Annotated in this window: 20 protein-coding genes; 7 read left to right on the forward strand and 13 right to left on the reverse strand. The window is 68.6% G+C overall.

Translation table 11 applies throughout. The features are described from left to right. The 3 genes from AC32QD_RS15260 to xth all read left to right on the forward strand — a co-directional run. A partial coding sequence (locus AC32QD_RS15260) for an HRDC domain-containing protein (RefSeq protein WP_492011363.1) occupies positions 1-1,289 on the forward strand: 1,289 nt, incomplete at its 5' end. A 106-nt stretch (positions 1,290-1,395) separates the two neighbouring features. Then, positions 1,396-2,022, forward strand: coding sequence for a DUF3108 domain-containing protein (locus tag AC32QD_RS15265; RefSeq protein ID WP_492011364.1), 627 nt, complete (start codon positions 1,396-1,398; stop codon positions 2,020-2,022). A 5-nt stretch (positions 2,023-2,027) separates the two neighbouring features. Further along, positions 2,028-2,810 (forward strand): exodeoxyribonuclease III, encoded by a 783-nt coding sequence (xth, locus tag AC32QD_RS15270; protein ID WP_492011365.1) that lies wholly within the window; start codon positions 2,028-2,030, stop codon positions 2,808-2,810. A gap of 94 nt (positions 2,811-2,904) precedes the next feature. Here the strand turns inward: xth and AC32QD_RS15275 are convergent, their stop codons facing one another. The 4 genes from AC32QD_RS15275 to AC32QD_RS15290 form a co-directional block, all read right to left on the reverse strand. Beyond that, positions 2,905-3,666: an SDR family oxidoreductase gene (locus AC32QD_RS15275; protein WP_492011366.1), complete on the reverse strand. Its 762-nt coding sequence runs from the start codon at positions 3,664-3,666 to the stop codon at positions 2,905-2,907. Positions 3,667-3,868: 202 nt separating this feature from the next. Further along, on the reverse strand, positions 3,869-4,900 hold the full coding sequence (locus AC32QD_RS15280) for a phosphotransferase family protein (protein WP_492011367.1): 1,032 nt from the start codon (positions 4,898-4,900) through the stop codon (positions 3,869-3,871). Between the two features lie 10 nt (positions 4,901-4,910). Further along, complete coding sequence (locus AC32QD_RS15285) at positions 4,911-6,140, reverse strand: acyl-CoA dehydrogenase family protein (protein WP_492011368.1); 1,230 nt, start codon at positions 6,138-6,140, stop codon at positions 4,911-4,913. A 14-nt stretch (positions 6,141-6,154) separates the two neighbouring features. Next, positions 6,155-6,973, reverse strand: coding sequence for an SDR family oxidoreductase (locus AC32QD_RS15290; protein WP_492011369.1), 819 nt, complete (start codon positions 6,971-6,973; stop codon positions 6,155-6,157). Between the two features lie 116 nt (positions 6,974-7,089). On the opposite strand from AC32QD_RS15290, the gene curA reads away from it, so the two are divergent. Then, entirely contained in the window at positions 7,090-8,136 is a 1,047-nt protein-coding gene (gene curA / locus AC32QD_RS15295; RefSeq protein ID WP_492011370.1) for an NADPH-dependent curcumin/dihydrocurcumin reductase, read from the forward strand. A gap of 137 nt (positions 8,137-8,273) precedes the next feature. Here the strand turns inward: curA and AC32QD_RS15300 are convergent, their stop codons facing one another. The 7 genes from AC32QD_RS15300 to AC32QD_RS15330 form a co-directional block, all read right to left on the reverse strand. Beyond that, the gene (locus AC32QD_RS15300) at positions 8,274-9,158 is read right to left on the reverse strand and encodes an MBL fold metallo-hydrolase (RefSeq protein WP_492011371.1); all 885 of its coding nucleotides are present in this window, start codon (positions 9,156-9,158) and stop codon (positions 8,274-8,276) included. Continuing rightward, entirely contained in the window at positions 9,155-10,672 is a 1,518-nt protein-coding gene (locus tag AC32QD_RS15305; protein ID WP_492011372.1) for an AMP-binding protein, read from the reverse strand. Before AC32QD_RS15305 ends, AC32QD_RS15300 begins: the two co-directional genes overlap by 4 nt. After that, on the reverse strand, positions 10,669-11,475 hold the full coding sequence (locus AC32QD_RS15310) for an N-acyl homoserine lactonase family protein (RefSeq protein WP_492011373.1): 807 nt from the start codon (positions 11,473-11,475) through the stop codon (positions 10,669-10,671). The genes AC32QD_RS15305 and AC32QD_RS15310 overlap by 4 nt, the downstream gene beginning before the upstream one ends. Before the next feature lie 131 nt (positions 11,476-11,606). Then, positions 11,607-12,758, reverse strand: a complete 1,152-nt coding sequence (locus tag AC32QD_RS15315; protein WP_492011374.1) for a 2-methylaconitate cis-trans isomerase PrpF family protein — start codon at positions 12,756-12,758, stop codon at positions 11,607-11,609. 158 nt (positions 12,759-12,916) lie between these two features. After that, positions 12,917-14,116: a CaiB/BaiF CoA transferase family protein gene (locus tag AC32QD_RS15320; RefSeq protein WP_492011375.1), complete on the reverse strand. Its 1,200-nt coding sequence runs from the start codon at positions 14,114-14,116 to the stop codon at positions 12,917-12,919. A gap of 1 nt (position 14,117) precedes the next feature. Further along, on the reverse strand, positions 14,118-14,897 hold the full coding sequence (locus AC32QD_RS15325) for an enoyl-CoA hydratase/isomerase family protein (RefSeq protein WP_492011376.1): 780 nt from the start codon (positions 14,895-14,897) through the stop codon (positions 14,118-14,120). Positions 14,898-14,903: 6 nt separating this feature from the next. Further along, on the reverse strand, positions 14,904-16,085 hold the full coding sequence (locus tag AC32QD_RS15330) for a pyridoxal-phosphate-dependent aminotransferase family protein (RefSeq protein ID WP_492011377.1): 1,182 nt from the start codon (positions 16,083-16,085) through the stop codon (positions 14,904-14,906). A 130-nt stretch (positions 16,086-16,215) separates the two neighbouring features. Between AC32QD_RS15330 and AC32QD_RS15335 the strand changes: the two genes are divergently transcribed. The 3 genes from AC32QD_RS15335 to AC32QD_RS15345 are packed head-to-tail and all read left to right on the forward strand — an operon-like array spanning position 16,216 to position 21,334. Continuing rightward, on the forward strand, positions 16,216-19,092 hold the full coding sequence (locus AC32QD_RS15335) for an FAD-binding and (Fe-S)-binding domain-containing protein (RefSeq protein ID WP_492011378.1): 2,877 nt from the start codon (positions 16,216-16,218) through the stop codon (positions 19,090-19,092). Next, positions 19,089-19,781, forward strand: coding sequence for a GntR family transcriptional regulator (locus AC32QD_RS15340; RefSeq protein WP_492011379.1), 693 nt, complete (start codon positions 19,089-19,091; stop codon positions 19,779-19,781). Before AC32QD_RS15335 ends, AC32QD_RS15340 begins: the two co-directional genes overlap by 4 nt. Next, on the forward strand, positions 19,778-21,334 hold the full coding sequence (locus tag AC32QD_RS15345) for a malonate--CoA ligase (protein ID WP_492011380.1): 1,557 nt from the start codon (positions 19,778-19,780) through the stop codon (positions 21,332-21,334). Before AC32QD_RS15340 ends, AC32QD_RS15345 begins: the two co-directional genes overlap by 4 nt. A gap of 185 nt (positions 21,335-21,519) precedes the next feature. On the opposite strand, the gene AC32QD_RS15350 is transcribed toward AC32QD_RS15345, so the two are convergent. Continuing rightward, positions 21,520-22,317, reverse strand: a complete 798-nt coding sequence (locus AC32QD_RS15350) for an enoyl-CoA hydratase/isomerase family protein (RefSeq protein WP_492011381.1) — start codon at positions 22,315-22,317, stop codon at positions 21,520-21,522. A gap of 601 nt (positions 22,318-22,918) precedes the next feature. After that, entirely contained in the window at positions 22,919-23,902 is a 984-nt protein-coding gene (locus AC32QD_RS15355; protein WP_492011382.1) for an EVE domain-containing protein, read from the reverse strand. Positions 23,903-24,507: the final 605 nt, after the last annotated feature.

The raw sequence follows: 24,507 nt of genomic DNA on the forward strand, positions 1-24,507 counted from the left end.
ACCACGCCGGCCTCGACGGCGAGACCCGGTCCACGCGCCAGGACCGCTTCACCAGCGAGGACGGGCTGGTGATGGTGGCCACTGTCGCCTTCGGCATGGGCGTGGACAAGCCCGACGTGCGCTTCGTGGTCCATGCCGACCTGCCGAAATCGGTCGAGGCCTACTACCAGGAGGTCGGCCGCGCGGGGCGCGACGGGGCGCCGGCCGACACGCTCACGCTTTACGGCATCGACGACATCAAGCTCAGGCGCCTGCAGATCGACCAGTCCGACGCGCCCCGCGAGCGCAAGCGCGCCGACCACCAGCGCCTGAATGCGCTCCTGGCGCTGGCCGAGGCCCCCCACTGCCGCCGCCAGACGCTGCTCGCCTATTTCGGCGAGACGCGCGCGCAGCCGTGCGGCAACTGCGACCTGTGCCGCGACCCTCCCGCGCTGTTCGACGGCACCGAGGCGGTGCAGAAGGCGCTCTCGGCCATGCTGCGCACCGGCGAGCGCTTCGGCGTCGAGCACCTGATCGCGGTGCTGCGCGGCGAGGACGGCGCGCGCATCCGCCAACTCGGCCATGACCGGCTGCCCACCTTCGGCGTCGGCGCCGAGATCGAGAAGGGCCGCTGGCGCGGCATCTTCCGCCAGCTCTACGCGCTGGGCTACGCGTCCGTGGGCGAGATGGGCGGCTGGCAGGTCACGCAAACCGGCCGCGACGTGCTCAGGGGCACCGAAAGCGTCATGCTGCGCCAGGAAGCCCTGAAGCCGAACGGCAAGGCCCGCAAGGCCGCCCGCCTGGCCCCCGGCCTCGCGCCCGAGGACGACGAGCTCTTCGCCGCCCTGAAGGCCAGGCGCAGCGAACTGGCCAGGGCCCGCGGTGTCCCGGCCTACGTGATCTTTCACGACGCCACCCTGATCGACATCGCCGCGAAGAAGCCCCAGACCCTCGATGCGCTCAGCCAGTGCCACGGTATCGGCGCGAGGAAGCTCGAGCGCTTCGGCCGCGATTTCCTCGAAGTCGTCGCCGCCGGACCGGTCGAATTGCCCCACCCGGCCCGGCGCAAGCTGGCCGGCGACCCGGCGGGCCGGCTATTCGACGCGCTGGTCGACGCCCAGGCCGGGCTGATCCGGGGCGAGACCGGGACCGACCGCTACCTGGTATGCACCAGCACAACCCTGGCCAAGATCGCCGAGGCCCGTCCGCCCGACCACGCCGCGCTCGAGCGCATCCCCGGCGTCGGCCCGCTGAAGGCCGAACGCTTCGGCGCCGTCTTCCTCGCCTGCATCGAGGAGACGGACCCGTGATCCCGCCCGACCGTGCCGGCGCCGCGATCGAGGCGCCCGCGGCGGCCTTGACAGCCCGCCCGCGACGCCTGTCCAATCCGCCGACCGGTCCCCAGGGAGCAGGCGCATGAAAGTTCCTCCAGCCGCGCTGGCGGCCGTGCTGGCCATCGCGGCCGGCTGCCAGACGGCGACCACGCCGCCTGCACCCGGCACGGCCCCGAGCCCCTCGGCCGGCCCCACGGCCCGGCTGGCGCCGGCCGCCTTCGACCCCCCGAAGCCGGGCACCATCATCGTGGGGCACCGCGCGGACGGCTCGCTCGAGAAGACCCGCGTCCTCGCCGTGCAGGGCCACACCGTGACGCTGCTCGAGGACGGCCAGCGGGTCACGCGCTATCCGTTCTGCTATGGCTGCGCGGACCCGCTGCACGGGACGGTCGAGATGGCCCGCTACACCTCGCTGTGGCCGCTCGAGGTCGGCAAGTCGGTGACCTTCCAGAGCCGCCGCGCCGGCGACGGCGCCGTCCGGGTCCACATCGTCACGGTCGCCCGGTCGCAGACCGTCCAGACCGAGTTCGGCCCCTTCGACGCCTTTGTGGTCAAGGAGGAGGTCAGGGGCGCCGGCGAAAACCGCTGGCACGGGACGCGCACGCAGTGGTATGCGCCTAAGCTCCACTGGGCCGTGAAATCCACCTGGCAAAGCTCGGACGGCCAGTCCGGCAGTTGGGAGATCGCCGCCATCGCCCTGGCGCAGTAGAGCCGATGAAGATCGCCAGCTTCAACATCAACGGCGTCAAGGCGCGCCTCGCCGCGCTCGTCGACTGGCTTGGCGAGGCCAAGCCCGACGTGGCGCTCTTGCAGGAGATCAAGTCGGTCGACGAGGCGTTTCCCCGCGCCGAGATCGAGGAGCTGGGCTACAACATCGAGACCCACGGGCAGAAGAGCTTCAACGGCGTCGCCATCCTGTCGAAGCGCCCGATCGAGGACCTCGCGCGCGGCCTGCCCGGCGACGACGCGGACGAGCAGGCGCGCTGGCTCGAGGGCACCGTCATGGGCGAGCGCGACGCCGTGCGGCTGTGCTGCCTCTACCTGCCCAACGGCAACCCGGCGCCGGGTCCGAAGTTCGACTACAAGCTCGCCTGGATGGCGCGGCTAGAGGCGCGCGCCCGCGCCCTGCTCGGCTCCGAGCAGATCGCCCTGATGGCCGGGGACTGGAACGTCATCCCCGAGCCGCGCGACGCCGAGAACCCCGACAAGTGGACGGACGACGCCCTGTTCTTGCCCGAGACGCGTTCCGCCTTCCGCCGCATCCTGTGGCTCGGATTCGCCGACGCCATCCGCGAGACCACCCAGGCCGGCGGCGTCTACACCTTCTGGGACTACCAGCGCGGCGCGTGGGCCCGCAACGATGGCATCCGCATCGACCACGCGCTGCTCACGCCGCAGGCCGCCGACCGCCTGGTTGCCGCCGGCATCGACAAGGACCTGCGCGACCGCGAGAAGCCCTCCGACCACGTGCCGGTCTGGGTCGAGCTGGACGTCTGAACACCCTGCCGGGCATCACCGGCCCGGCCGACCGCGCTTCGAGAACGCCCGCAGCCGGCCCCATCGGGGTCAGGCGTCTCCCGGTCGCCGGCGGTCACAAGCGCAGGCCACCGTCGATCTCCAGGATCCGACCATTGCAGTAGTCGTTGGTCAGGATGAACAGCGCGGTGCGCGCGATCTCCTCGGGTGTGCCGAAGCGCCCCGCCGGAATCTTGGAGACGATCTTGTCGCGCATCTTCGAGGGGATCTTCGCGACCATGCGCGTGTCGGAGAACCCCGGCGCAATGCCGGCAACCCGGATCTGATGGCGTGCGAGCTCCTTGGCCCAGGTCACGGTCATGGCAGCGACGCCTGCCTTCGCAGCCGCGTAGTTGGTCTGCCCGAAGTTGCCGGCGCGGGAAATGCTGGAGATGTTGACGATCACTCCGCCGTGGCCGCCTTCGATCATGTGCACGGCGGCCTCGCGTCCGCACAGGAAGACGCCCCTGAGGTCCACCGCGATGACCTTGTGGAAGTCGTCGAGGGACATCTTCTTCTCCACCTTGCCGTCGCGCGCCTTCACAAGCAGGGCATCGCTGGTCACGCCGGCATTGTTGATGACGCCGTCGACGCTGCCGAAGTCCTTGTCGATGCTGTTGAAGACCTGCTCGACGCTCGCTTCGTCGGTCACGTCGGCGAGGTAGTCCCGGGCCTCGCCGCCGGCTTCGGAACACAGCCGCCTGGTCTGCCCTAGCTCGTCCTCATCGACATCCACCAACGCGAGATTTGCGCCCTGCCCGGCGATCAGCTCGGCCATTTTGCGGCCCAAGCCGCGGGCCGCACCGGTCACGACGATGGTCTTGCCTTCGATATCCATGAAATCCTCCGCCTCGTCGCCGGGGCTCGGCCGTTGTGGGCCGCGACGCCCGGCTTACCGTCCCTGCGATGGTGGTGCCGTCGGCGGAGGAGACAATGGGCCAAGCCCGATCTTCCATGCGGCGACCTGACACGGGGCCGCACGTCTTCGCTCAGGGGCGCGCGGTGGCGGGTTGCGATCTGCCGCACTCGGCGGCGCCGCCTCAGCGCCCCGCCGCGGCCTCGAGTCCCATCCTGGCATAGACCGGCACAAAGCGCCCCATGCGCGCCGCGCGCTCGGGGTTCGAGGCGTTGCCGTCGAGCCCCCGCTTCTTCACGCCCTGGATGATCGCCGCCATGCGGAAGAAGCTGAAGGCGAGGCAGAAGGCAAAGCCCGGGATGCCTGAAAGCCCCATGCGCCGGCAATAGGCCGCCACATACTCCTCCTCGCTGGGGATGCCCAGCGCCCTGCGCTCGATCCCGCCCAGCCCGCGCGTGTCCTCGCCCGGCGGCATGCGCCACTGCATGCACTGGTAGGCGAGGTCCGAGAACGGGTGTCCCAGCGTCGACAGCTCCCAGTCCAGCACCGCCACGATGCGCGGGGCGTCGGCGGCGAAGATCATGTTGTCGAGGCGATAGTCGCCATGCACCAGGCTGACCCGCCCGTCGTCCTTGGGCTGGTTCGCCTCCAGCCAGTCGATCAGCGCGTCCATGTCCGGGATCGCCCCGGTCTCCGAGGCCCGGTACTGCTTGGTCCAGCGCCCGATCTGGCGCGCGAAATAGCTGCCGGGCTTGCCGAAGTCGGCCAGGCCCACGGCCTCGTAATCGACGCTGTGCAGCGCCGCCAGCACCCGGTTCATCTCGTCGAACACCGCGCAGCGCTCGCCGGGCGAGAGATCGGGCAGCGTCGGCTCGTTGAAGCTGCGCCCCGGCGCATAGCCCATGACGTAGAACATCGAGCCGATCACGCCCTCGTCCTCGCACAGCAGGTGCATGGGCGGCACCGGCACGTCGGTGCCGCGCAGCGCCCGTTGCACGCGGAACTCGCGGTCCACGGCATGGGCGGATTTGAGCAGCTGCCCGGGCGGCTTGCGCCTGAGCACTAGCCGGCCCGAGGGGCTGTCGAGCAGGTAGGTCGGGTTCGACTGGCCAACGCCGAACTTGCTCGCTGTCAGCGGCCCGCGAAAGCCCGGCAGATGCACGGTGAGATACCGCTCGACCGCGGCGACATCCAGGGCAAGCGCGTCACCGGGCACCGCCCTGCCCTCAGACCGGCTGGTTGCCGTACTGGCGCAGCTCGCGCCGCGCCACCTGGCGGCGGTGCACCGCGTCGGGACCGTCGACCAGCCGCATGGTGCGCAGCTTGGTCCACATCTCGGCCAACGGCGTGTCCTGGCTGATCCCGGCGGCGCCGTGCAACTGGATGGCGTCGTCGACGATCCTGAGCGCAATCCTGGGCGCCTCGACCTTAATCATCGAGATCCAGGGCTGGGCGGCGCGCACGCCCTCGGTGTCCATCACCCAGGCGGCCTTGAGGCACAACAGCCGCGCCTGCTCGATCGCCATGCGGGCATCGGCGATGATGTCGTAGTTTCCGCCCAGCCTGGCCAGCGGCTGGCCGAAGGCGGTGCGCGCGAGCGCCCGGCGACACATGATCTCGAGCGCCTGCTCGGCCTGGCCGATCGAGCGCATGCAGTGGTGGATGCGCCCGGGCCCGAGCCGCGCCTGGCTGACCTCAAAGCCCCGTCCCTCGCCCAGCAGCAGATCCTTGTCGGGCACCTTCACGTCGCTCAGCCGCACATGCATGTGGCCATGCGGCGCGTCGTCGTGGCCGAACACGGTCATGGCGCGCAGCACCTGGGCGCCGGGCGCGTCGGCCGGCACTACGAACTGGCTGTGCTGGTGGTGGCGGTCGCCGTCGGGGGTCGACTTCGCCATCACGATGTAGACCTTGCAGCGCGGATCGCCGGCGCCGCTCGACCACCACTTCTCGCCATTGAGCACCCAGTGGTCGCCCTCGCGCCGGGCCTCGAGCGAGATGTTGGCGGCATCCGACGAGGCCACCCCCGGCTCGGTCATCAGGAAGGCCGAGCGGATCTCGCCCGCCAGCAGCGGCTTGAGCCAGCGCTCCTTGTGCTCAGGCGTGCCGAAATGGTGGAACACCTCCATGTTGCCGGTGTCGGGTGCGGCGCAGTTGAACACCTCGGCCGCGATGCCGACCTTGCCCATCTCCTCGGCCAGATAGGCGTATTCCACGTTGCACAGCCCCGGGCCGCGGTCGGTGTTGGTCAGCCAGAAGTTCCACAGCCCGCGCTCGCGCGCCTTCGCCTTCAGCCCGTCGAGGATCTCGATCTGCCGCTGCGTCAGGGCGAACCGGTCGCCGGCCTTGCCGATCTCTGCATGGAACTCGGCATCGGCCGGCGCGATCTCGTCCGCGATCATGGCACGCACCCGCTCGACCAGCGGCTTCACGCGCTCGCTCATGCCAAGGTTCATGGCTCTCTCCCGTCTCAGCGCACGCCGCCGAAAAGCTCGTGCCCGTGGTCCACGTTGATGCCGCCGCTGACGGGGACGATCCCGCCGGTGGTGAAGGCGCCGCCGCGGCCGCACAAAAACAGCACGCAGCCGGCGATGTCGTCGGCGCGCCCGATCCGGCCCATCGGCACGTCGGCCGCCACCTGCGCGCGCTTCGCCTCGTCGCCGGTGAAGTGCCGGGTCATGCGGCTCAGGAACGGCCCCGGCGCCAGCGCGTTCACCGTGATCTGCCGACCCGCCAGCTCCTTGGCCAGGATGCGCGTCAAGTGGTGCACCGCGGCCTTGGATGCGGCGTAGGAATAGACCAGGTCCCCCACCGGCACCTCGCCCGCGACCGAGCCGATATTGACAATCCGCGCCGGTTCGTCGCGCGTCGCCGCGGCTTCCAGCAGCGGGGTCATGTCGCGCGTGAGCGTGAACAGCCCGGCACAGTTGATCGACATCACCGTGTTCCAGGCGTGGAAGGGGAACTCGGCATAGGCCGCGCCCCAGCTCTTGCCGGCGTTGTTGACCAGGATGTGCAGGCGGTCGGTGCGCGCGCGGATCTCGGCGCTCAGCGCCGCGACCCCCGCCTCGGTGCCGACATCGCCGGCGAAGCCCTCGGCGGCCCCGGGGCCGATGGCGTTCAGCTCCCGGGCTACCGCGGCGCAGGCATCGCCCTTGCGTGAGGCGATCAGAACCCGCGCGCCGGCGCGCACCAGCGCCTCGGCGGCCATGCGCCCGATGCCGGTGGCCGCCCCCGTGACCACGGCAGTCTTGCCGCTCAGGCCGAACAGCTGTTCGAGATAGTCCACGCGCGCCTCCCTCGGCGGGTCCCCGATTCCCTTGTAGCAGCCGGGATTCGCCTTGAGAAACCGGTTTTCGCGCGCACATCCTCGGGTGGAGCCCATCAGCCCAGAGGAGGCCCCGGATGCCCCCAACCATGAAACGCGCCGTGCTGGCGAAGCGGCCCGAAGGCCACCCGACGCCCCAGAACTTCCGCCTCGAGGAAGCCCCGGTGCCTGAGCCCGGCGAGGGCGAGATCCTCGTCCGTGTCATCTGGCTATCGCTCGATCCCTACATGCGCGGGCGGATGGACGAGGGGAAATCCTACGCCCAGCCCGTGCCCATCGGCGGCACCATGGAAGCGGGCTGCGTCGCCCAGGTGGTCGCCTCGCGCAACCCGAAATTCGCGGCCGGTGACTACGTCACCCACCGCTTCGGCTGGTGCACCCACGCCGTCAGCGACGGCAAGGCGGTGCGCAAGCTCGACCCCGCGACCGCGCCGCTTTCCACCGCGCTGGGCGTCCTCGGCATGCCGGGGCTGACCGCCTATGCCGGGCTCAACGAGCACGGCCGGCCGAGGGCGGGCGAGACGCTGGTGGTGGGCGCGGCAACCGGCGCCGTCGGCTCGGTGGTGGGCCAGCTCGCGAAGATCGGCGGCCTGCGCGCGGTGGGCGTGGCCGGCGGGCCGGACAAGTGCCGCTTCGCCGTCGAGGCGCTCGGCTTCGACGCCTGCCTCGACCACCACGCGGCAGTGGATGCGGCGGCGCTGCGCAAGCAGCTCACCGCCGCCTGCCCCGACGGCGTCGACATCTACTTCGAGAACGTGGGCGGCAAGACGCTCGAGGCGGTGATCCCGCTGATGAACCCGTTCGGCCGCATCCCCGTGTGCGGCATGATCGCCTGGTACGACCTGGGCGGGCTGGGGCTGGGCGAGGCGCCGGGGCCGAACCTGCTGCACCGCGTGTGGAGCACGATCCTGGTGAACCGGCTCGCCGTGCGCGGCTTCATCGTCACCGACCATGCCGACCGCTTCCGCGATTTCATCACGGAGGTCGGCGGCCATGTGCGCGAGGGCCGGCTGAAATACCACGAGCACATCACGGAAGGCATCGAGAACGCCCCGGCAGCCTTCCTCGCCATGCTGAAGGGCGGCAATTTCGGCAAGACGCTGGTGAAGGTGGCCGAGGCATGACCGCCGCTTTCCTCGCGCTCGCCACTGTCGAGCGGGATTCATCCCGCCCGAAGCATTAACCATACCGACCGTCCAAACCGCGTTTTTAATGAAATCAATTGCTTGACTATGCGTCCACATGTGGACACCGCGCCAGCCTACCCTTCCGGCACTTCGTAGCGGAAGCGGAAGGCGTCCCCCAGAGCCGCCACCCGGCCCACCGAGGGCGCTGGGAAATGCGCCGGCAGGACCAGGTGCCCGTGCTCGGCGCAGGCCCCCAGCACCCGTCTGCGCGAGGCAATGCTCTGCTCGGGGTCGCTGTCGACCATGAACCACCAGTCGGGCCTGAGGCACTGCATTGGCGAGTGCAGCAGGTCGCCCCACATCACCCCGTGGACCCCGCGCGAGTCGAGATGCACCGCCACGTGCCCCGGCGTGTGCCCCGGGATCGGCTCGAGCCCGATCTCGTCGTCGAGCGCGAAATCGCCGTCCACCAGCTCGGCCTGCCCCGCCTGGATCACCGGCAGCGCGTTCTCCGCGTATTGCGGCAGCCCGGCCCGCTCGGCGTGCCCGACCTCCGCGCGGGCCAGGATGTAGCGGGCGTTGGGGAAGGTCGGCACCCAGCGGCCATCGACCAGCCGCGTGTTCCAGCCCGAGTGGTCGGCGTGGAGATGCGTGCACAAGACGTAGTCCACTGCCTCGGGCGCCACGCCCGCCTCGGCCAGCCGCTTGAGCCAGCGCCGGTCCGTGCGCCCCGCCCAGGCGGGGATGCGGGCGTTGGTCTTGTCGCAGCCGATGCAGGTGTCGATCAGGATGGTGTGCCGGTTGGTGCGCACCAGATAGGACTGGATCGCCAGCAGTGCCTTGCCGCTGGCCGCCTCGATCGCCCAGGGCGTGAACTGGGGGGCAAGCGCCGCGATTTCCTCGGGGTCGGCACCCGGGAACATCTCGCCGGGCAGGCGGAAGGGGATCTGCATCTCCATGACGCGGCGCACCGTCATTGCGCCCAGGGGGAAGGCGGGCGGCAGCAGGTCGACGCTCATGCCTCGTCCTCCCTGGCCAGTGCCTCGCGCAGCGCCGTCTTCAAGACCTTGCCGTAGTTGTTCTTCGGCAGCTCCTCGACGACCCGCCAGACCTTCGGCCGCTTGAAGCGGGCCATGTGGTCCAGGCAGTGGCGCTCCAGCACAGCCGCGTCCGGCACCACGCCGGGGCGCGGCACGACGAAGGCCACCACCTCCTCGCCCCAGTCGGGGTGCGGGCGGCCGACGACGGCAACCTCGGCGACGCCTTTGGCCGTCAGCAGCACCTCCTCGACCTCGCGCGGGTAGATGTTGGAGCCGCCTGAGATGATCAGGTCTTTCGAGCGGTCCTTGAGTGCGACGAAGCCCATCGGGTCGATGACGCCGACATCGCCGGTCCTGAGCCAGCCGTCGCGGATCGCGGCGGTAGTGGCCTGAGGGTTACCCAGATAGCCCGCCATGACGCAGTCGCTGCGCACCGCGATCTCGCCCGGCTGGCCCGGCGGCAGCCCCCGCCCGCCGTCGTCGAGCACGGCAACCTCGGTGGCCGAGCGGGGAAATCCCACGCTCGCCAGCACCTCGTCGCGCCTGGGCAGGGCCGGGTCGGCGTGCATCGCCTTGGTCACGTGGGTGATCGTCATCGGGCACTCGCCCTGCCCGTAGAGCTGGTAGAGGTTCGGCCCGAACAGCTCCAGCGCCCGCTTCAGGTCGGCCAGATACATCGGCGCCCCGCCATAGCACAGGGTCTTCAGCCCGCGCAGGTTGGCCTCCCCCGCCGCGGGATGGTTCACCAGCCGCATCACCATGGTCGGCGCGGCGAAGAACGAGACGCGTTCGTGTTGGGCCAGTACCTCGAACACCCGCTGCGGGTCGAAGGCCGGATGCACCAGGTTCGCCGCCCCGTGCATGACGAAAGGCAGCGCGTAGAGCCCCGAGCCATGGCTCATCGGCGCCGCGTGCAGGCGCACGTCGCCCGCGCCCACCCGGTCCACGTCGGCCAGGTAGATCAGCGACATGGCGGCGAGGTTGCGGTGCGTCAGCACCGCGCCCTTGGGCCGGCCGGTGGTGCCGGAGGTGTAGAAGATCCAGGCGGCATCGTCGGGGCGGCTGTCGACGCTATCCACCCGGTCGCCCGCCAGCAGTGCCGCGAAGTCGGCGCTGCCGGTCGCCACGACGGGCGGAATGCCGCTCTTGCTGCCAAGTCCCTCGGCGACCTTTGGCGTCGCGATGCACAAGGGCGCGCCCGCATTCTCCAGGATCCAGGCGATCTCGCGCGGGTGCAGCTTGGCGTTGATCGGCACCGCCGCCATGCCGGCGCGCCAGATGCCGTAGAGCACCGGCAGGAACTCGGGCACGTTCTCCATCGCCATGCCGACATGGGCCCCGGGCCTCAGCCCGTGGCGGTCGCGCAGCGCCCCGGCAATGCGCGCGACCTGATCCTCGAAGGCGCCGTAGCCCAGCGTACCGCCCTCCCAGATCACCGCCGGGCTCTGAGGAACCCGCCGTGCGATCTGGGCGAGGCCGGTGGACAGGTTCATCTGACGTGCTCTTTGGGCTCCGTCGTCAGGTTTACGATCATCGCGTCCCGCGGATGCTGCGGGTAGAGCGCGGTCACCCGCGGGTCGTGCCCCGGGATCAGCCGGTCGAGGCTGCCGCCCGCGAGCCGGAACAGCCGCTCGTGACCCTCGCAGTAGTCGGGCACGTCGGCAATGATCGGGAACGGATTGCCCTTGGTCAGGTTGGCATAGAAATGCACCGCGTCCGAGGCCAGCACCACCAGCCCGCGCCGCGTCTCGACCGAGACCGACTGCAGCCCGCGGCTGTGCCCGCCGATAAAGTGCATGTTGATGCCCGGACAAAGCTCGTCGTCGCCGTCGACGAAGCGCACCCGGCCGGCATAGTTGGCGCGGATCAGCGTGGTCACGTCGTCGGCCTCGAAGGGCGCGCGCGGCGCGCGGTAGCGCATGTAGCGGCCGGTGGCGAAGCGCACCTCCTCGTCCTGGATGACGAACTCTGCCTTCGGAAACAGGTCGAGGTTGCCAGCATGGTCGTAGTGCAGGTGCGTGATGATCACCGTCTCCACGTCCTCGGCCTTCACGCCCAGCGCCGCCAGCCCCTCGGAGGGACAGCGCAGGAAGTTGCGCTTGCGCGCCCGTGCCCGCGCCTCGGTAAAGCCGGTGTCGACCAGAACCGTCCGGCCCGCGCCACGGATCAGCCAGACGAAATAGTCGAGCGGCATCGGCCCGTCATGCGCATCGGGTAGCAGGAAGTTCTCGCGCGCGCGGCGCTCAGACTCGGCATATTTGATGGCATGGATCTCGTAGTGGGGCGTGCTGGTCATCTTTGGTCCTGCTCGATGGTCCCCTCGGGAAACGCCGCCAAGCGCGCCCCAGCACGATGCCTAGCGCGCCGGCAAAACCGGCGCAATGGCGTCGAGCCGTCACTCGCGCCGGGCGACAGGCCTCGCGGAATCTACTCCCAGGCGGGCGCGAACACCCGGCCCTCCATCAGGACGCGGGCGGTGCGGACCACGCTGGCGCGCCGGGCGACAGGCCCGTCCGCAGACTGTGCCACCTCGGCCCACACCGGCAGGACCCCCGACCCGTGGCCGACATTAAGCGCCTCGCCCTGCGGCACCCGGTCGGCACATTCGTGCGCCAGGGTTCCGGGCACCCGCGCCGCCACTGCAGCGCACATCGCTCCGGTCAGCGGGATCGCCAGATGCGGCGCGCCCATCGACAGCATGCGCACCTGGATGCTGCACTCCTCCCGGCGCAGGCGCTGACCCGACAGCGTCGGCGCGTCTGCCGCGGCCGCAACCATTGCGATCTTGGGCGCCGCCTGCGCGCGCCGGCTGGCCTCCCTTGGCGACGCGGCAAGCCCGGCCGCTACCGCCGCGGCCGCTCGAATGTCCTCCATCCGCGCCATCAGCGGAATCCGCTCGCGCAGCTGGCTCGGCAGCTCGGTCCCGCTGAGCCCGAGATCGGCGGCCCGCACGAAGACGCAAAGGTTCGACGCATCAACGATCGAGGCCGCAATGGTCGTACCATCCGGCAGGCTCAGCATGTCTTGAGGCGCGCCGGTCGGCAGCAACCGGCCGGTCGTGGCCCCGCCGGGGTCGTGGAAGTCCAGACGGATCGGCGCCCCGGTCCCGGAGACCCCGGCGATGGCCGCGTCGCCCAGAACGCGCACATGACCGCCCTTGACCTCGAAGCTGCAGTCGACGCGCTTGGACGTATTGAGGTTGAACATGCGCACCACCGCCGGCCCGTCGGGCACCCGTACCAGACCGGATTCCACCGCGAACACGCCGACCGCCGAGGAGAGATTGCCGCAGTTGGAGCCATAATCGACCAACGCCCGATCGACCGAGACCTGGCCGAAATCATAGTCCACGTCGACACCTTCGCGGACCGAGCGCGTCACCATCATCGCCTTCGACAGCGACGAAATCCCCCCGCCCATGCCATCCAGCTGGCGCGCGTTGGGGTCCGGGCTGCCGATCGCGCCGAGCAGGAAGCGGTCGCGCGCCTCTCGCTCGGACGGCAGATCCTCGGCACGGAAAAACAATCCCTTGGAGGTGCCGCCGCGCATGAACACAGCCGGGCGTGAAACCTGTTCCATCTGGAGCCGTTCAGCCAATTGTCCCCACCTGATCGAGTACTAGGAAATGTTGGGTTTTGTTCGCCAGATCCACAATCGGTGCAGATCGCACAAGGTTATTATTTAAAGTTACTGTTGCCCGGTGGTTCGGTCAATCAAAAGGCGGCGGTCACGAGAGCTCAGTTAGCCTGCGCAACGGCACCCGCCTCGATCAGCCGCTCGATCTCGGCCTCGCCCAGACCGTGCTCGGCCAGCACCTCACGCGTGTGCTGGCCCAGCCTCGGCGCCGGCCCCCGCACGCCGCCGGGTGTGGCCGAGAACTTCACCGGCAGCCCCAGTGTTTCCATGCGCCCCGCCACGGGGTGCTCGACCGCAATCACCATCTCGCGCGCCCGCGCCTGAGGATCGGCGTGCATCTCGCCGATCGAGAGCACCGGCCCCGCCGGAAAGCCGCCCTCCTCCAGGAGCGCCAGCCACTGCCCGGTGGGCCGCTGGCGAAAGATTGCGTTCAGCGCCGCCTCGAGTTCGGCCAGGTTGGCCATGCGGCGGTCGTTGGTGACGAAACGCGGATCGTCCTTGAGCTCGGGCGCGCCGATCAGGCCGACCAGCCGCTCCCAGTTTCCCTGGTTCGCGGCGCCGACAGTGATCCAGCCGTCAGCCGTCTCGAATGCCTGGTAGGGCGCGTTCAGCGGGTGCGCCGAGCCCATCGGCCCCGGCGAGACTCCCGTGGCGAAGGCGATCGCCGACTGCCAGTAGGTGTGGGTGATCGCCGCCTCGAACAGCGAGGTGTCGACCTTCTGCCCCTCGCCGGTCTCTCGCCGCCGCGCATAGGCTGCCGATATTCCCATCGCCAGCAAGATCCCGGCGGTGATGTCCGAGACCGGCGGCCCCACCTTCACCGGAGGCCGGCCCGGCCCCTCGCCGGTGATCGACATCAGGCCCGACATGCCCTGCGCGATCAGGTCGAAGCCGCCGCGGTCGGCATAGGGCCCGGTGCGCCCGAAGCCCGAGATCTCGCCATAGATCAGGCCGGGATTGAGGCGCCGCAACTCGTCGTAGCCCAGCCCCAGCCGCTCCATGGTGCCGCGCCGGTAGTTCTCGATCACCACATCCGCGCTGGCCAGCATACGCTTGAGCACCTCGACGCCACGGGGGTCCTTGAGGTTGAGCACGATGCCGCGCTTGTTGCGGTTGACCATCATGAAGGAGGCCGACTCGCCATTGATCTCGGGCGGCACCGAGCGGCGCACGTCGTCGCCCGCGGGCTTCTCCACCTTGATGACGTCGGCGCCCATGTCGGCCAGCATCAGCCCGGCCACCGGCCCGGCCATGACGTGGGCCAGCTCGATCACCTTCATGCCGGCAAGCGGGCCGGGCATCTCAGCGTCCCTTCCACTGCGGCGTGCGCTTGGCGAGGAAGGCCTCCATGCCTTCGCGGAAATCCTCGCTCATGTAGGTCAGCTCGATCAGGTCGCGGTCGCCGGCGCCCTCGCCCTCGGCGCGCAGGCGGCGCAGCGCCTCCTTGGTGGCGCGCAGGGTCAGCGGGGAATGGGACGCCAGCAGGCGCGCCAGCTCCCCGGCGCGCGTCATCACCGCATCGGCGTCCTCGACCACCTCGCAGACGAGCCCGGCGGCCTTGGCCTCCTCGGCCTCGATCAGCCGCGCCGTGAAGATGATCTCGCGCACCCGCGCATCGCCCAGGATCGCCACCAGCCGCGACAGCGAAGCGACCGAAAGGCAGTTGCCCAGGGTCCGCGCGATGGGAAAGCCGAAGCGCAGGCGCCGGTCGGTGATGCGCAGGTCACAGCACGCGGCGATGGCCGCGCCGCCCCCGGTGCAGGCCCCCGTGATGGCGGCGATGGTGGGGACCTGGCAGCGCTCGATGCGCTCGAGCACGGCCTCCATCTTGGCCTCGTAGCCCCAGGCATCCTCGGCGGTGCTGAAGCCGCGGAACTGCGCCATGTCGGTCCCGGCGGCGAAGGCGCGCCCGCCAGCGCCGCAGATCACGAGGGCGCGGACCGGCCCGCCCGGCTCGGCCCGCTCGCAGATCTCGGCCAGCCCCTCGTACATGGCGAAGGTCAGGGCGTTGCGGCTCGCGGGGCGGTTGAAGGTGACCCAGCCGGTGCCGTCCGCCGTCTCGTAGAGAAGCTCGTCGTCCATTTCCTCTCACGCGGCGCCGGGCGCCGTCTGCTCCAGATACCGCATCGCCGCGTCCACGCCGCCGCTCTGGTGCGGCACGTCGGCAAGCTTCAGGCCCATCTCGACGCCCGACAGCGTGCCCATCAGCATCAGATCGTTGAAGTCGCCCAGATGCCCGATGCGGAACACACGATCGGCCAAGCGCCCCAGCCCCGAGCCGAGCGACATGTCGAAGGCCGCCAGCACCTTGGCACGGAGAGCGTCGGCAGACTGCCCCTCGGGCATCAGCACCGCCGTCAGCGAGCTAGAATAATGGCGCGGATCGGCGCAGAGCACCTCGAGCCCCCAGGCCTGCACCGCGCGGCGCGTCGCCTCGGCGTGCCGGTCGTGGCGCCGGAACACGTTCTCCAGCCCCTCCTCCTCGAGCATGGCGATGGCCTCGACCAGCCCGTAGAGCAGGTTGGTCGCCGGGGTGTAGGGGAAGAAGCCCTTGGCATTGGGCCCCAGCATCTCGGTCCAATCCCAGTAGGAGCGCGGCAGGCCGGCGCTCTCGTGCGCCTCAAGCGCCTTGGGGCCGATGGCGTTGAAGGACATGCCGGGCGGCAGCATCAGCCCCTTCTGGCTGCCGGCAACGATCACGTCCACGCCCCATTCCTCCATGCGCATGTCGATCGAGGCAAGCGAGGAGATCGTGTCCACCATCAAGAGCGCCGGGTGCCGCGCCGCGTCGATTGCGGCGCGGATCTCGGGCACCCGCGTGGCGCAGCCCGTCGAGGTCTCGTTCTGCACCACGCACACGGCCTTGATGGCGTGGCCCGTGTCGGCGCGGAGCGCCCCGGCGATGGCCTCCGGGTTGGCACCGCGGCGCCAGTCGCTGTCGATCACCTCCGGCTCGAGCCCCAGTCGCCGCGCCAGCCGCGCCCAGAGCCAGGCGAAATGCCCGGTCTCGAACATCAGCACCCGGTCGCCGGGCGAGAGCGTGTTGACCAGCGCCGCCTCCCAGGCCCCCGTGCCCGAGGCCGGGTAGATCACCACGTGGCCCTTCTCGGTCCTAACGATCCGCTTCATGCCCTGAAGCGCGATCTGGCCGAGCTCGGCGAAGTCGGGGCCGCGGTGGTCCATGGTCGGGTTGTCCATCGCGCGCAGGATGCGGTCGGGTACGTTGGTCGGGCCGGGGATCTGCAGGAAGTGGCGGCCGGAACGGCGCATGGCTCTCTCCTCGGGCAGGGCTGTGGCGCCCTTGCGCCAGACCCTCGCAACCGGTATCGAAATTTGAATTCAAAATGCAAGTGTAAACGCCGGGGCATCGCCCGTGTACCACGAAAACATGAACACCGGCTTGACGGAGCAGCTGCGGCGCGCGGTGGCCGGCGAGGTGCTGGACCGCCCCTTCGACCGCGGCCGCTACGCCACCGACGCCTCGATCTACCAGGTGGTGCCGGCTGTCGTGGTGGTGCCGCGCAGCTTCGCGGATGTCGAGGCGGTGCTGGCCGTCGCGCGCGAATCGGGGGTGCCTGTCACCGCGCGCGGGGGCGGCACCTCTCAGGCGGGGCAGACGGTCAACAGCGGCATCGTGCTGGACTTCTCCAAGCACCTGAACGGGCTGGTCTCGCTGGATGTCGAGAACGCCCGCGCCGTGGTCGAGCCGGGCATCGTGCTCGACGAGCTGAACCGGCAGCTCCGCCCGCACGGGCTGTGGTTCCCGGTGGACATCTCCACCGCCTCGCGCGCCACGCTGGGCGGCATGGCGGCGAACAACTCGGCGGGCTCGCGCTCGCTGCGCTACGGGCTGATGCGCGACAACACGCTGGCGATCGAGGCGCTTCTGGCCGACGGCACGCGGCGCCGTTTCGCCGAGCGGCCGCGCGCCGAGCTGCCCGAGGACGACGCGCTGCTCGGGCCGCTGGTGGCGCTGGCCGAGCGCGAGGCCGACGAGATCGCCGCCCGCTTCCCCAAGGTCCTGCGCCGGGTCGGCGGCTACAACCTCGACGCGCTCACGCCCGAGCGCAACGCGCTCAGGCTCCACGACATCCTGGTCGGCTCGGAGGGCACTCTGGCCGTCTCCGAGCGCATCGAGATCGCGCTCGCGCCGACCCTGCGCGAGAAGGCGCTGGGCATCTGCCACTTCCCAAGCTTCCGCGATGCCATGCAGGCCGCCCGGCACATCGTGGCGCTGGGCCCCGTCGCGGTCGAGCTGGTCGACCGCAACATGATCGCGCTGGGGCGCGAGATCCCGCTGTTTCGCGGGGTGGTCGACTCCTTCGTGCGCGGCGACCCCGACGCCCTGCTGCTGGTGGAATTCGCCGAGCCGGACGCCGGCGAGAACCGCCGCCGCCTCACCGACCTGGGCGAGCTGATGGCCGGGCTCGGCTTTTGCTGGGGCGACCCGGGCAAGCGCCCGGGCGGCGTGGTCGAGGCCATCGACCCGGCGGAGCAGGCACGCATCTGGGACGTGCGCACCCAGGGGCTCAACATCATGATGTCGATGAAGGGCGAGGCCAAGCCCGTCTCCTTCGTCGAGGACTGCGCGGTGCCGCTCGACGAGCTCGCCGACTTCACCGACCGGCTCACGGCCGTCTTCCACCGCCACGGCACCGACGGCACCTGGTACGCGCATGCCTCGGTCGGGCTCCTGCACGTGCGGCCCGTGCTCAACCTGCGCTCCGAGCTCGGCGCCCGGCAGCTTCGCGCCATCGCCGAGGAAGCCTTTGACATCGTGGCCGAATACAAGGGCTCGCATTCGGGAGAGCACGGCGACGGCATCGTGCGCTCGGAGTTCCACGAGCGCATGTTCGGCCCCCGCCTGGCGCGCGCCTTCGCGGAGGTCAAGGACCTGTTCGACCCCGCGGGCCTGCTCAACCCGGGGCGCATCGTGCGCGCGCCGCGCATGGACGACCGCCGCCTGTTTCGCTACCCGCCGGGTTATGCCTACGCGCCGATCGAGACCGTCTTCGACTGGTCGGATTGGCCCGGCGGGCTCGCCGGCGCGGTGGAGATGTGCAACAACAACGGCGCCTGCCGCAAGCTCAAGCGCGGCGTCATGTGCCCAAGCTACCGGGCGACGCTGAACGAGCGGGACCTCACCCGCGGGCGCGCCAACACGCTGCGCCTCGCGCTCACCGGGCAGCTGGGCCCCGACGCGTTGGGCTCGGACGCGATGGCCGAGACCATGCGCCTGTGCCTGTCGTGCAAGGCCTGCCGGCGCGAATGCCCGATGTCGGTCGACATGGCCAAGATGAAGGCGGAAGTCCTTGCCGCGCAGGCGAAAACGCGCGGCGTCGGGCTCCGCGACCGGCTGCTCGCCCACCTGCCCCGCTACGCCCCCTGGGCAGCGCGGGCGCCCTGGCTGATGAACCTGCGCGCCCGGCTGCCCGGCGGGCCTTGGGCCACCGAGAGGATGCTCGGCCTCGCCGCCGCGCGGCCCCTGCCCCGCTGGCGCCGGCCCTGGCGCGCCCCCGCGCCGGTCGAGGGCGCCGAGGTGCTGCTGTTTGCCGACACCTTCAACCGGTATTTCGAGCCCGGGGCGCTCGATGCGGCACTCTACGTCCTGGGGGCCGCGGGGCTGAAGGCGGGGCACGCCGCTGCCCCCTCGGGCCGGCCGCTGTGCTGTGGGCGCACCTATCTCGCGGCCGGGCTGGTCGACCAGGCGAAGGCGGAAATGACGCGCTCGGTCAATGCACTGCGGCCCGCTCTTGACGCGGGCGCCAGCATCGTCGGGCTCGAACCCGCCTGTGTGCTCACGTTCCGCGACGAGGCGCCCCGGCTGGTGCCGGGCTGGGATGAGGCGCTGGGGCGCCGCATCATGCTCCTCGAGGAATACCTGGAGGCGGCGCTCGGCGGGGGGCGCGCCCGCCTCGCCCTCGGCCCGCTGCCAGAACGGGTGCTGCTGCACGGGCACTGCCACCAGAAGGCGCTGGGCGTCATGGCACCGGTGCAGGCGTTGCTCGGGCGCGTGCCGGACATCCGGCTCGAGACCGTCGAGAGCACCTGCTGCGGCATGGCCGGGGCTTTCGGCTATCAGGCCGAGACGCACGCGGTCTCGATGCGCATCGGCGAGCTGGACCTGCTGCCGGCGGTGCGGGCGGCGCAGGACGCGACGCTGGTCGCGGACGGCACCTCGTGCCGCCAGCAGATCCGCGACGGCACCGGGCGCCGCGCGATTCACGCGGCCGAGCTGCTGGCGCGCTCGGTCCGGGCGGCTGAGGCGGCCCGATGAACCGCGAGGCCCGCATCCCCCGCCGCTCGCTGCACGACGAGCTGGTCGAGCGCCTGCGCCGCCAGATCGTCGAGGGCGAGCTGGTGGCCGGCGAGAAGATCTCGGAGAGGGAGCTGTGCACGGCCTACGGCGTCTCGCGCACGCCGCTGCGCGAGGCGCTGAAGGTGCTGGCGAGCGAGGGGCTGGTGGTGCTGACGCCGCACCGGGGCGCGCATGTTTCAATGCTGACCATCGCCGATATCGAGGAGGCCTTCCCGGTGATCGGCGCGCTCGAGGCGCTGGCCGGCGAGCTGGCCTGCGCCCGGGCGACCGACGCCGAGATCGCGAAAATCTCCATGCTGCACATGAAGATGGCCACCGCCTGGAAGCACGGCGACCGGCCCGCCTATTTCCGGCTCAACCAGCAGATCCACGAGGCGCTGGCGGCGGCGGCGCGCAACGCCACGCTCGACCGCATGCGCCGGATGCTGGGCGGCCGGGTGGCGCGGGCGCGCTATCATGCCAACATCTCGACGCCGCGCTGGGATCGGGCCATGAAGGAGCATGAGGCGATTCTGCTCGCGCTCAAGGCGCGCGACGGGGCGCGGCTGGGCCGCCTGCTGAAGGCGCACCTGGCGAACAAGCTGGCGACGCTGCGCGAGATCATCGCCGGCGAGGACACCAAGCAAGGGAAGACCGCGAAGAGATGACCGACGCCAACCTCTATACCCGCCTGAGCGCGCGCTTAAAGGCCGAGCCGGACCGCCGGTTCGCCATCCTGCCGGACGGGCGGCTCTACACCTATGCCGACCTCGACCATGCCTCGGCGCGATTTGCCAACGCGCTGGTGGCGCTGGGCGTGCAGCCGGGCGACCGCGTGGCGGTGCAGGTGGACAAGTCGATCGAGGCGCTGATGCTCTATCTCGGCACGCAGCGCGCGGGTGGCGTGTTCCTGCCGCTCAACACGGCCTATACGCCGGCCGAGGTCGGCTATTTCCTCAGCGACGCCGAGCCGGCGGTGTTCGTGTGCGACCCGGGCAAGGCCGATGCGCTGGGCAAGGTGGCGATGCAGGCCGAGACGCTGCTCGAGACCATGGGGGTCTATCGCAAGGGCGCACCGGCGCCCGGCTCGCTCCTGGAGCTGGCGCTGGCCGAGGAGGAGGCGTTCGAGACCGTGGCGCGGGCGCCCGACGACCTGGCCGCGATCCTTTATACCTCGGGCACCACAGGGCGCTCCAAGGGCGCCATGCTGACCCACGAAAACCTGTGGTCGAACGCCGCAACGCTCTGCGATTACTGGCGTTTTAACAACGACGACGTGCTGCTGCACGCGCTGCCGATCTTCCACACGCACGGGCTGTTCACCTCGTCGAACACGGTAATGGCGGCGGCCGGCGCGATGATCTTCCTGCCCCGCTTCGACGCCGACGAGGTGGTCGGCTGGCTGCCCGGAGCGACCTCGATGATGGGGGTGCCGACCTTCTACACGCGGCTTCTCGACCATCCCAAGTTCACGCGGCAACTGGTTGAGCACATGCGACTTTTCACCTCCGGCAGTGCGCCGCTTCTGGCCGAGACGCACCACGCCTTCGAGGCGCGGACCGGGCACCGCATCCTCGAGCGCTACGGCATGACCGAGACCAACATGAACACCTCGAACCCCTATGACGGGGAGCGGCGCGCCGGGACCGTGGGATTTCCGCTGCCCGGGGTGGAGCTGAGGATCGCCGACCCGGACACGGGCAAGGCTTTGGGGCGCGGCGAGACGGGGATGATCGAGGTCAAGGGGCCCAATGTTTTCAAGGGCTACTGGCGCAATCCCGAGAAGACGGCGGAGGAGTTCCGCGCCGACGGGTTCTTCGTCACCGGCGATCTGGGGCTGATCGACGCGGACGGCTATGTGACCATCGTCGGCCGGGCCAAGGACCTGATCATCTCGGGCGGCTTCAACGTCTATCCCAAGGAGGTCGAGGAGGCCATCGACGCACTGGAAGGCGTTGATGAATCAGCGGTAATCGGCGTGCCGCACCCCGATTTCGGCGAGGGCGTGGTGGCCGCCGTGGTGCCGGCCAAGGGGGCCGAGGTGCGCGAGGAGGCGGTGGTCGCGGGGCTGAGGGACAGCCTGGCGCGGTTCAAGCAGCCCAAGCGGGTCTTCGTGGTCGACGCCCTGCCCCGCAACGCCATGGGCAAGGTGCAGAAGAAGGCGCTGCGCGAGCGCTTCGCGGACACCTTCACCGGCGGCGACAAGGTTTCCAATACGTGAAGGTCCGTGGTTAACGGACCTGAGCCCGGCGCCGTTAACTCATACAGGTCTTATATAAGACCTGTATGAATTTCGCCGCCTTCTTTACCGCTTGGCGACTTCGGTTGACGCCAGGTTGACCGCCGCGGCGGCGCACCTGGTTGAAAGCCTTCCTTCACCATGTTTTGCGGGCCGCGACGGCGCGCTCAGCGACCCTCGAAATCGGGCTCGCGGCGGGCGGCCGAGGCCGCGACGCCTTCGCGGAAGTCGCGCGTCTTCCTGAGCCGGGTCTGCTCGGCGAGCTCGCGGTCGGTGGCGGCGCGCACCGCCTCGGCCAGCCCGGCCCGGATCGTGGCGCGCGTGGCGGCGATGCCGAGCGGCGCGTTGAGCGCGATCTCGCGGGCGAGTGCCAGCGCGTCGGCGCGCAGCACCTCGGTGGTGCTGAGGTGGTCGATCAGCCCCCAGGCGTGGGCCTCCTCGCCCTTGATGCGGCGGCTGGTCAGGAACATCAGCGCCGCCTTCTGCTGCCCGATGACGCGCGGCAGCGTCACGGTCAGGCCAAAGCCCGGGTGGAAGCCCAGCCGGGTGAAGTTGGCCGCGAAGCGGGACTCTGGGCTGCCGACGCGGAAGTCGGCAGACAGCGCCAGGCCCAGCCCGCCGCCGATCGCCGCCCCCTGCACCGCGGCGACCACGGGCTTGGCGGCGCGGAACATGCGCATCGCCTCGACATAGAGATGGTCGACGCCGGTGCGGTTGGGCGCGCCCGCGACCGAGCCGTCCGCCCGGACCGCCGAGCCGTCGCCGAAATTGGCCCCTGCGCAGAAGTTGCGGCCTTGCGAGCACAGCACGATGGCGCGGCAGGAAGGATCGGCATCGAGCGCCTCGTAGGCCTCGGCGAGCCGGCGGACCAGCGCGAAGTCGAAGAAGTTGTGCGGGGGGCGGCGGATCTCGACCGTGGCGACGTGGTCGCGGATCTCGACGGCGAGGTCGGCGGTCTCGGTCATGCGGGCTCCGGGCGCGGTCTGGCGGATCGGGCAAGTCCTAGCCGCCGGGGCGCGCGATGGAAAGGGGCCGGGCGGAGGGCGGGACGGCGCGCCGGGCCCGGTCGGGGAGGGTCGGTCAAGCAGGCCCGGTCAAGGAGGCCCCGGGTCAAGCCCGGGGGGTATAGTGATATCCGCCGAAAAATATCTTCTGGAGGCTTCCACCTGATGGTGTGAGTCTCCGTGTCACTGAGAAGAAATGTGCCGATCCAAAGCACCCAAACTCAGCGTCGGTTCAGTAGCGAAGTTCAAAATTTGGAAAGAAGATTGGCGAAAGTCGGACCTTGGCCATTCCCTAAACCTCGACCCGAGGCGGGGATGACTGGCGTGATGCTAAGGCGGACAATGATCTTCAGAACGACCCAAATGCCTTAATTATTGCCAGCCGAACACTTGTTGCATCAACATCTCGCAATATCTCTCCGTTACTTAGAAGTCTCTGACTGGCAAAACGATGCAGAACTTCTTGCTCAATTTTTTGTACTGCTTCTGCGTCGGCGACCTTTTGAGTGAAGTCCAATTTCCAGATTAAACCGGTAAGCTCTGGCATAATTGCGTGATTGTATTATTTTAGTCGAGCTTTGGGGTCATGCGACATACCAACTTTTACTGCCTTTTTGTTGCCTAAGACCAATATATATACGAACCATTCCTCGTGATGGTTGGTCGAAACAGTGTAGTCCATAGGTTGCGGTACGGGTCCTGGTCTGTATGCGCCTGACGGGCCTGTTGAATCGTGTGCGGACCTTTCGCTTTCTCTTCGTTCACGGCTAATCCCAGACGCAGATTTTGAATCGTTCCATAGCCGACGAAACTCCCGTTCAAGTGCGTCTGCGTCTATTTCCTTGGTTTCTGAGTTGAAGAATTCTTTCCAGACTTCTCGATCGATCGCACCGGCACCTGAAAATCCGGTACGGTCGTCGCGAGGATCAATGTGTCTGAAATTCAATACCTTGTTGTAGACGCCCTTGACTGCGCGCCCGATCAAGGCAGCGGTTTCTGCGATCTGATACCCTGGCAACTGAGACAGGCTACCGCCGTAGGTTTGATGATATACTCGGAGTGCCGCGATGCTCTGTGCCCGCGACCAGCTACTGCCGGTGTTTTCCCAGAGTTCATCAATCCGCTTGCGATGCTCACCTTCGATTATGTAGTTGGACATATTAGCCATTTTCAGGATGGTCAGATCGCTCAGGACTGGATCCTCAAGCATCCACGCTCGCTGAACAATTTCCTTCTTGTTGGCCACGTCCTCGATATGCAGGCCAACACGAGGCCGTCTTTCATCAGCTTTGGAAGCATTCACCCAAAACGCTCGACCCGGTCCTGTGTCTGGACGCGTTCTCGGAGTATCCAGAAGTCGTCCTTTAGCGACAATACCTGCAACGGCCTTACGCCTTCCCTGTGACCGCCAAACGTAGACGATGTCTCCGGGCTTCATTCGCGAAGGGTTCTGGTTGGCAGCATACAATATCTCCCGCGTGCTAGACGCCAGTAACCCGTCAATATCAAAATGGTCAGGATTGCATTGGAAGAGCCATGTAGTCACTTGCCTGTGCCTCCGCGCTGCGCAAAATCCATCTAATCTCCCAAAAGCGTTTTGTCAGTCAATATCGAGTGTCCGATTAATCCACAGTCCTTGCGTTGCGCAGTTGAGCTCGCGTTGTGATTCCTGTCACTTTGGCGAGGGAACACTGCCTCGCGTCAAAAAACTAAGCGCAATATCTACGTATGACGCCTTGAAGGCCTTCCGGAGTAAGATGGTAAAAGCGCCGCAGCGCTTTTACTGTGTTACTTTATTTTAAGATAATAATTTTGATTTTTATAAAAAATCATATTGTCTCCTTTCTAATCGTTTCTATAATATCTTATAGTATATTGCAGCGTTACAAGTCAAACATCGAGAAAAGTATTTTTTAGAATCTATAAACCTGAGAATATTGTGTATTTACCCGTAGGTAATTACTGATTTTGACTTCGATCTAAAAGGTAAGTCCACCCTATCTTCCGCCTCTAGTGGATGGAACCTGACAGAAGAGTCCCGGAGGGGATTCCCCTGCCGGCGGTGGCATGCGAGTCTGTGGCATGCGCACCGGCATCACCATTGAGGTTTCGCCCGAGGATCGCCTCCGTCTGGAGGCCATCGTCGACGAT

It is taken from the genome of Thermohalobaculum sp. (assembly GCF_058622915.1).

What these genes read in the sequence shown, in the direction of transcription:
- AC32QD_RS15265 (WP_492011364.1), top strand. Translation starts at nt 1,396, where the DNA reads ATGAAAGTTCCTCCAGCCGCGCTGGCGGCCGTGCTGGCCATCGCGGCC.
- xth (WP_492011365.1), top strand. Translation starts at nt 2,028, where the DNA reads ATGAAGATCGCCAGCTTCAACATCAACGGCGTCAAGGCGCGCCTCGCC.
- AC32QD_RS15275 (WP_492011366.1), bottom strand. Translation starts at nt 3,666, where the DNA reads ATGGATATCGAAGGCAAGACCATCGTCGTGACCGGTGCGGCCCGCGGC.
- AC32QD_RS15285 (WP_492011368.1), bottom strand. Translation starts at nt 6,140, where the DNA reads ATGAACCTTGGCATGAGCGAGCGCGTGAAGCCGCTGGTCGAGCGGGTG.
- curA (WP_492011370.1), top strand. Translation starts at nt 7,090, where the DNA reads ATGCCCCCAACCATGAAACGCGCCGTGCTGGCGAAGCGGCCCGAAGGC.
- AC32QD_RS15300 (WP_492011371.1), bottom strand. Translation starts at nt 9,158, where the DNA reads ATGAGCGTCGACCTGCTGCCGCCCGCCTTCCCCCTGGGCGCAATGACG.
- AC32QD_RS15305 (WP_492011372.1), bottom strand. Translation starts at nt 10,672, where the DNA reads ATGAACCTGTCCACCGGCCTCGCCCAGATCGCACGGCGGGTTCCTCAG.
- AC32QD_RS15310 (WP_492011373.1), bottom strand. Translation starts at nt 11,475, where the DNA reads ATGACCAGCACGCCCCACTACGAGATCCATGCCATCAAATATGCCGAG.
- AC32QD_RS15315 (WP_492011374.1), bottom strand. Translation starts at nt 12,758, where the DNA reads ATGGAACAGGTTTCACGCCCGGCTGTGTTCATGCGCGGCGGCACCTCC.
- AC32QD_RS15320 (WP_492011375.1), bottom strand. Translation starts at nt 14,116, where the DNA reads ATGCCCGGCCCGCTTGCCGGCATGAAGGTGATCGAGCTGGCCCACGTC.
- AC32QD_RS15325 (WP_492011376.1), bottom strand. Translation starts at nt 14,897, where the DNA reads ATGGACGACGAGCTTCTCTACGAGACGGCGGACGGCACCGGCTGGGTC.
- AC32QD_RS15330 (WP_492011377.1), bottom strand. Translation starts at nt 16,085, where the DNA reads ATGCGCCGTTCCGGCCGCCACTTCCTGCAGATCCCCGGCCCGACCAAC.
- AC32QD_RS15340 (WP_492011379.1), top strand. Translation starts at nt 19,089, where the DNA reads ATGAACCGCGAGGCCCGCATCCCCCGCCGCTCGCTGCACGACGAGCTG.
- AC32QD_RS15345 (WP_492011380.1), top strand. Translation starts at nt 19,778, where the DNA reads ATGACCGACGCCAACCTCTATACCCGCCTGAGCGCGCGCTTAAAGGCC.
- AC32QD_RS15350 (WP_492011381.1), bottom strand. Translation starts at nt 22,317, where the DNA reads ATGACCGAGACCGCCGACCTCGCCGTCGAGATCCGCGACCACGTCGCC.